This is a genomic window from Pauljensenia hongkongensis (assembly GCF_001746855.1).
In the GTDB taxonomy this organism is placed as follows: Bacteria; Actinomycetota; Actinomycetes; order Actinomycetales; family Actinomycetaceae; genus Pauljensenia; species Pauljensenia hongkongensis.
Window position 1 is genome coordinate 233,802 of the sequence record NZ_CP017298.1, and the last position, 6,364, is coordinate 240,165.

Annotated in this window: 3 protein-coding genes; 1 reads left to right on the forward strand and 2 read right to left on the reverse strand. The window is 72.8% G+C overall.

The window, feature by feature from the left end; all coding sequences use genetic code 11:
• Positions 1-33: 33 nt before the first annotated feature.
• Complete coding sequence (gene aspS, locus BH719_RS01045) at positions 34-1,830, reverse strand: aspartate--tRNA ligase (protein ID WP_173647170.1); 1,797 nt, start codon at positions 1,828-1,830, stop codon at positions 34-36.
• Positions 1,831-2,005: 175 nt separating this feature from the next.
• On the opposite strand from aspS, the gene BH719_RS01050 reads away from it, so the two are divergent.
• A complete protein-coding gene (locus tag BH719_RS01050; RefSeq protein WP_009400000.1) occupies positions 2,006-3,313 on the forward strand; it encodes an MFS transporter in 1,308 nt (435 codons plus the stop codon).
• 648 nt (positions 3,314-3,961) lie between these two features.
• Here the strand turns inward: BH719_RS01050 and BH719_RS01055 are convergent.
• On the reverse strand, positions 3,962-6,364 hold the full coding sequence (locus BH719_RS01055) for a DEAD/DEAH box helicase (RefSeq protein ID WP_050790600.1): 2,403 nt from the start codon (positions 6,362-6,364) through the stop codon (positions 3,962-3,964).

Consider the following 6,364-nt stretch of genomic DNA (forward strand, 5'->3'; position numbering starts at 1 on the left):
TCCCGGGCCCTGCGCGCGGTGGGGCCGCGCCGCTCAGGAGGCGGGGGCCTCCTCGCCGCGCTTCCTCGGCTCGGCGTCCACGCCCGCCTCCTTGCGCTGGGCGGGGGTGATCGGAGCCGGGGCATCGGTGAGCGGGTCGTAGCCGCCGCCCGACTTCGGGAAGGCGATGACATCGCGGATCGACTCGGACTTGGTCAGCAGGGCCACGATGCGGTCCCACCCGAAGGCGACCCCGCCGTGCGGGGGCGCGCCGAACTTGAAGGCGTCCAGCAGGAAGCCGAACTGCGCCTGCGCCTCCTCCTCGCCGATGCCCATGACGGCGAACACGCGGTTCTGCACGTCCCGGCGGTGGATGCGGATCGAGCCCCCGCCGATCTCATTGCCGTTGCACACGATGTCGTAGGCGTAGGCCAGGGCGTTGCCCGGATCCTCGTCGAAGGAATCGACCCACTCGGGCTTGGGGGAGGTGAAGGCGTGGTGGACGGCCGTCCACGCGCTGTGGCCGAGAGCCACGTCGCCCTCCGCCTCGGCGTCCCCAGTGGGTTTGAACAGGGGCGCGTCGACGACCCAGGTGAACGCCCAGGCGTCGGGGTCGACGAGGCCGCAGCGCTTGCCGATCTCCAGGCGGGCGGCGCCGAGCAGCTCGCGCGAGGGCGTGGGCTTGCCCGCGGCGAAGAAGATGCAGTCCCCGGGCTTGGCGCCGGTGGCCTCGGCCAGGCCCTCGCGCTCGGCCTCGGAGATGTTCTTGGCGACGGGACCGCCCAGGGCCCCGTCCTCGGCCACGGTCACGTAGGCCAGGCCCTTGGCGCCCCGTGCCTTGGCCCATTCCTGCCACTTGTCGAAGGTGCGACGCGGTTGGGAGCCGCCGCCGGGCATGACGACGGCGCCCACGTAGGGGGCCTGGAACACGCGGAAAGGGGTGTCCTTGAAGTAGTCGGTCAGCTCGGTCAGCTCCAGGCCGAAGCGCAGGTCGGGCTTGTCGGACCCGTAGCGCTCCATGGCGTCCTTGTAGGTCATGCGGGGGATCGGCGTGGCCAGGTCGTACCCGATCAGCGCCCACACGTTCCTCAGGACGTCCTCGGCGACGGCGATGACGTCGTCCTGGTCGACGAAGCTCATCTCGATGTCGAGCTGGGTGAACTCGGGCTGGCGGTCGGCGCGGAAGTCCTCGTCGCGGTAGCAGCGCGCGATCTGGAAGTAGCGCTCCATGCCCGCCACCATGAGCATCTGCTTGAAGAGCTGGGGGGACTGGGGCAGCGCGTACCACGAGCCGGGGGCCAGGCGCGCGGGAACGATGAAGTCGCGGGCGCCCTCCGGGGTGGAGCGCGTCAGCGTCGGCGTCTCGATCTCAACGAAGTCGTGGGCGTACAGCGTGTCGCGGGCCGCGCGCGACACCATCGAGCGCAGGCGGAGGGCGCGCTGCTCGGGTTCGCGGCGCAAGTCGAGGTAACGGTACTTCAGGCGCACCTCCTCGCCGACGTTGCCCGAGTCCTCCGCGTGGGACGAGACCTGGAAGGGCAGCGGCGCCGAGGGGTTGAGGATCTCGATGTCGTCGCCCATGACCTCGATGGCGCCCGTGGGCAGGTTCGGGTTCTCGTTGCCCTCGGGACGGGCGACGACCTCGCCGGTGACCTTGAGGACGAACTCGCTCCTGAGCTCGTGGGCCACTGACTCGTCGCGCACGACCACCTGGGCGATGCCCGAGGCGTCGCGCAAATCGACGAACGCGACGCCCCCGTGGTCGCGGCGCCTGTCCACCCAACCGGTGAGCGTGACGGTCTGGCCGATGAGGTCCTTCCCCAGGGAGCCGATGGTGTGAGTGCGGAGCACGTGCAGTCCTTTCGTCGGTGCCATCCGCGAGACGGGCGGAGGCACGTGGGATTCTACGCGCCGGGAGCGGTTGCGGGGAAACGCATCGGCTAGAATCGCCGCTATGCCACGAACGTCACCCGCCTCCCCAGCCTCCTCGGAAAGGCCCCGCTGGTGCGCGCAGGAGGTGTCCTTGATGGTCGGCTCGGTCCTGCTCATCACGCTGGTCGCCTTCGAGGAACTGGCGTCGACGTCCATCATGCCCAGCGTGGTCGCCGACCTGGGGGCCGAACGGTGGTTCTCCCTGGCCTCGGGCGCCGCCCTGGCCGCCCAGTTGGCGGCCACCGTCGTCGCCGGCCTCGCGTGCGACTGGCGCGGTCCGCGTTTCGTCATGGCGTGGGGGCTGGCCCTGTTCACCTCCGGCCTCGTGGTGTCCGCGCTGGCAGGGACCATCTCCGTCTTCGTGGTCGGCAGGCTCATGATGGGCCTGGGCGGCGGGCTGCTCATCGTGCCCCTCTACGTGCTGATCGGCTCCGTGGCCGACGCCGCCCACCGCCCCGCCTTCTTCGCGTCCTTCTCCTTGGCGTGGGTGGTCCCCAGCCTCGTCGGGCCCGTCATCGCGGGCTACGTGGTGCGCGCTTTCGGATGGCACCCGGTGTTCGGATTCGTCCCCCTGCTCACCGCCGTGGCCGTCCTGCCCCTGGTGGGGATCCTGCGCGGACTCACCCACCCGCCCAGCCCGCGCCCCCCGAAGCTGTGGGCCATGGCGCGCACCGGCGCGGTCGCGGGCACGGGCGCCGCGCTCATCCAACTCGCCGGCGCCCTCGACCCGGCGTGGCGCTCCGTCGTGGTGGCCGTGTTCGCCGCGGGGATCGCCATGTGCGCGTGGTCCCTGCCCCGGCTGCTGCCGCGCGGTGTGTTCGCTCTGCGCCGGGGCATCGGGGCGGGCGTCATGGCGCGGCTGCTCGCCATGGGCGTCCAAGCCGGCGCGGGCGTGTTCATCCCCCTCCTCCTCCAGCGCATCCACGGCTGGCCCGAGCACACGGCCACCCTGTGGGTGTCCGCCGGCTCACTGGCGTGGGCGGCGGGGGCCGTCATCCAGTCGCGGGTCAAGAGCCCGGGGGGCCGCTCCCGCCTGCCCCTCGCGGGCACGGTGCTGCTGGCCGCGGGCGTCGCCTCCCTGGCGGCGCTGCTCACTCCTGTGGTCCCCCTGTGGGTGGCGCTGGCCGGGTGGATGGCCGCAGGACTGGGCACCGGGCTCTTCCACTCCTCCCTGTCCGTCCTGGCCCTGGAGATCACCCCCGCCGCCAAGCACGGGAAGGTCGCCTCGTGGTTGCAGGTCGCCGACTCGGCGGGGCCCGCCATCGAGCTCGCGTCCGTGTCCGTCCTCATGGGCGTGTGGGCGGACTCGGGGGCGACCGGCGCCCTCGCCTATGCCCCGGCTTACGTGGTCGCGGTGGTCCTCGCCTGTGCGGCGGTCGCCGCGTCGAGGCGCATCGCATGACCCCCACGCCGTGCGAGGGAGCCGGATGGCGGGTACGGCGGGACCGCGGGTTCAGGTAACGGAGTTGACGGCCGGACGGGTGGCGCGTCCCCGCCAGGGCCGGGCCCCGGACCGGCTCCCCCCAGGCCGCGCGCCCCTCCCCCGGGTTGCGCCCCCAGTCCCCGGGTTGCGCACACAAGGACCCCGATTTACGAAACACCCGCCGCACACAAGGGCTTGATTCCGCCCTTGTGTGCGATGCCGTGTTGCCTGATTCCGGCCCTTGTGTGCGACACCGAGAAGGGCGGGCGGTGACGGGCCACGCGCCGCGGCCCGCAGGCCCCGAAGGGGGAGGCCGCACCGACGCGCGTTACTGGCGCCGACGCGCGTTGTTCGCACCAGCGCGCGTTATATCCCCCTCGCGGTGTCAACGACTCCCTCGCGATGCCGACAACCCCCTCGCAGTGTCAACGACCCCCTCACGGTGTCGACAACGCGCGTCGGCACACCGCGCGCCTGAGAGCGAGGGCGCCCCCTTCCGCGCTGGGAGGCAGTCAGGCCCGAGAGGATGTCCCACAGGCCGGAGACGTGTCCCCCTTCCGCGCTGGGGGCAGCCCTGACTTGCCCGGGCGCGGGGGACCGAGTGGCCGTGCTCGGCCGCTGGGCGCTTCAGTCCTCGTAGCGGCGCTTGCCGAACCGGCGCGCGTCGTCGTTGCGCCCGCGCCCCTCGTCACGGCGGCGGTCCTTGTGGCCGAAGCCCCTCCCGGACTCCCTCGCGCCGAAGTCGTCGCGCGCCCGGCGCTTCTTGATGTCCCTCTCCCAGCGCTCGGTCCTCACGGAGCGGTGCCAGCCGCCGCGCTGGGACTCGCGCCCTCCGCGTCCATCCGCCTCGAAACGGTCACTGCGGTCGAAACGGTCACCACGACCAGGACGGCGGTCCTCGCGGTCGAAGCGCTCGTCGCGTCCACCGCGGTCCCCCCGGTCGAAACGGTCGCCCCTGCCGGAGCGCTCGAAGCCCCCGCGCCGGTCCTCGCCGAGGCGGTCGTCGCGGTCAGAGCGGCGGTCCCCCCTGCTGGGGCGGTCGAAGCGCTCGTCGCGTCCACCGCGATCCTCCCGCTCGGAACGGTCGTCACGATCGGAGCGGCGCTCGCCCCTGCTGGGGCGCTCGAATCCACCGCGCTCGAAGCGGTCGCGCCGCCCGGGGCCCTCGTCCACCCGGATCCGCAGCTGGCGGCCGGAGACGTAGCCCTTGGAGATGCGCGAGAGCTGCTCGGCGCTCAGATCCGCGGTGATGTCCACCAACGAGAACGTCGGGAAGATATCGATGTGCCCGATGTCCCGGCCGTCGATCCCGCCCTCTCCGGCGATGGCGCCGACGATGGAACCGGGCTTGACGCGGTCCTTCCTGCCGACCTCGACCCGGTAGCGCGTGCCCGGGCCCGCCACGGCGCGACCGCCCCCGCGGCGGCGGGCTCCGTCACGGCCGCCCTTGAGGGGCCTGTCCTTGTCGCGCCCCGCCTCGAAGCTGGCGCCCACGAACTCCCCGGACTCGTCGAGCCCCTCCTCGCGGCGGGCCCTGCCCCGCCCCCGGCGGTCGGACTCCGCTCGCGGCGCGGGGCCCTCGTCGCCAACGGCCTGGGCGATCAGCGCCGCCGCGACGTCCTCGACGTCCAGGGAGGCGGCCATCTGCTCCAGGAGCTCCCGGTACATTCCCAGGCGGCCCCGTTCGACCCGTGCGCCCACGCCCTCGAGCAGCCGGCGGGCCCGGAACTCGGACACGGCGGCGGGCGAGGGGATCGCCACTTCCTCCATCGGCGTCCCCGTGAGTTTCTCGATGCGGCGCAGGCGCGTGTGCTCGCGGGGGGTGAAGAACGTCAGTGAGCGCCCCTGGCGCCCCGCCCGGCCCGTGCGCCCGATGCGGTGCACGTAGGCCTCGGGCTCGCGGGGCACGTCGAAGTTGACGACCAGGGAGATCCTCTCCACGTCCAGGCCCCTGGCCGCCACGTCCGTGGCGACCAGGACGTCCAGGGAGCCGCTCTTGAGGCGCTCGACCATGCGCTCGCGCTCGGTCTGGGCGACGTCACCGGAGATGCCCGCCGCGCGGAATCCGCGCCCGGACAGCTCCAGCGACACCTCCTCGACATCGACGCGGGTGCGCACGAAGACGATGGCGGCGTCGGCGTCCTCCTGGCCCGCGGCGATGTGCTGGGCGCGCGTGGCCAGGACACGGCTGAGGGCGCCGATCTTGTGCTTGTAGGGGACGACCGCGTAGGTCTGGTGGATCGTGTCGACGGTCGACGACTCCTCGGAGACGGCGACCTTGACCGGGTCCTTGAGGTGCTCGCGCGCCACCTTCTCGATGGCGGGGGGCATCGTCGCCGAGAACAGCGCCGTGAGACGGTCGTCGGGAGCGGAGGAGGCGATGGTCTCCACGTCCTCGGCGAAGCCCATGCGCAGCATCTCGTCCGCCTCGTCCAGGACCAGCATGCGCACACCGGAAAGATCCAGCGCGCCCTTCTCAATGAGGTCGATGACGCGGCCGGGAGTGCCCACGACCACTTGGGCGCCGCGCTTGAGGGCGCCGATCTGCGGACCGTAGGGGCTGCCGCCGTACACGGGGACGACCACCAGCTCCGCCGTGCGGGCCGCGAAGTCCTCGATGGCGGCGGCGCTCTGCATGGCGAGCTCGCGGGTGGGGGCGAGCACCAGGGCCTGGACGGCCTTCTCGTCCGCGTCGACGATCGCCAGCAGGGGCAGGCCGAAGGCCGCGGTTTTGCCCGTGCCGGTCTGGGCGATGCCGACGACGTCGCGCAGGTCGAGCAAAGGGGGGATCGCCTCGGCCTGGATGGGGGTCGGTGTGACGAATCCCATGTCTGTGACGGCCTGGAGGAGTTCGTCCGGCAGGCCGAGGTCCGCGAAGGAGACCGTGTCCTCTTCTCCGGAGCCCCCGTCCTCCGCCGCACTCCCCTCCTCTTCGGGGCCTTCGTCGGCGCCGCCGTCCTGGGCGGCGCGCGCCCCGTCGGCCCGTTCCCCGGTCGGCGCGCCCGCGTCGACTGCGGCCGGGGCGTCCAG

Bases quoted from the DNA above. Each gene is read 5' to 3' on its own strand.
- BH719_RS01050 (WP_009400000.1), top strand. From the start codon at position 2,006: ATGGTCGGCTCGGTCCTGCTCATCACGCTGGTCGCCTTCGAGGAACTG.